The sequence below is a fragment of the Serratia sp. H1w genome (assembly GCF_000633355.1).
Classification (GTDB): domain Bacteria; phylum Pseudomonadota; class Gammaproteobacteria; order Enterobacterales; family Enterobacteriaceae; genus Chania.
This window is the reverse complement of the sequence record NZ_AYMQ01000162.1, coordinates 1-1095: the sequence shown is the minus strand read 5'-3', so window position 1 is coordinate 1095 and position 1095 is coordinate 1. Positions and strand designations below refer to the sequence as shown.

Genomic DNA, 1095 nt, shown 5'->3' with positions numbered 1-1095 from the left:
GCGAACCCCGGTTTCTGCGGTTTCTCGCGTGGCGTCATCTCCAGGGCTTCGTAGACTTTCGGTAGCAACGAACCACGTTTGCGGTTGGCCAGAAAGCCGTAGTAACGCACCATTTTAAAGTGTCGGGACGGGATGTGGCTGATGTAACGCCACAGCATCTCTTCCTGGCTCAGTTTCTGGCGTTTGTGCTGTTGCGTGTTGTGGTCGTAGTACTGGTGAACGACCGAGCCGCCACGGTAATGACGGAGCTGCGACGCCGCCACCGGCGGGCGTTTCAGATAGCGGCCCAGGTATTTCACGCTGCGCCAGGCACCGCGGGTCTTTTTGGCGAAGTGGACCTTCCAGTGGCGCTGATATTGCGCCTGCAGGTAGCGTTTCCACTGTTTCTCATTGCGAATATGTCCGTGACCGGGCAGGGAGGCCGGGTTAACGCGGTCATAGTTGGCACGCTGCAGACGGATGACGGCACCGCGCCAGATTTCTTCGACCTGCTGTTTTTTGAAGAACAGGTCGCGCCAGACACCGTGTTTGGTATCGAGGCCGCCACGGGTAATGGAGACGTGGATATGCGGATGCTGATTGAGCTGGCGCCCGTAGGTGTGGAGGGCGCAGAAGATGCCGACCTCGATGCCCAGCTTGCGCGCGTGCCTGAGCATGGCGCGGGTGGCGCAGCGAAACAGGTCGTTGAGCAGCGGCCAGTTGTTGTTGAAGAACGGCCACAGCAGGTGCGGCATGGTGAAGGTGATATGTTGCCAGTTGCAGTCGGGCAGGATGTGCTGCTGCTCGGCAATCCACTGCTCGGTGCCTTTGAGGCCGCAGCTGCTACAGGCTTTGGATTTGCAAGTCTGGCAGAGAAAACGAGAGTGCGTACAGTCAGGTGAGCTGCAGCAATAGCGTCGCACGCCCATGGCGCAGGTCCCGCAGGCAAGCATGCGCTCGACGGAGAGTTTGGTCCAGTCGGTGAGCTGATGGCCATTCTTCTCGAGGAAGCGTTCCCAGCCTTCGTCGTGCGGAACAGGAGCTTTGCGGGGCGCGGTATGTACATGAAAGACAGTATAAAATACGGCGATGAGGGTGGAAAGGACTTCGGCTGCG

The 1095-nt window shown here is 59.1% G+C and carries 1 protein-coding gene; it reads right to left on the bottom strand.

The annotated features are described in order from the left end of the window. A partial coding sequence (locus tag U869_RS0127925; RefSeq protein WP_232785415.1) for an IS91 family transposase occupies nucleotides 1–1070 on the bottom strand: 1070 nt, incomplete at its 3' end. Nucleotides 1071–1095 lie beyond the last annotated feature (25 nt).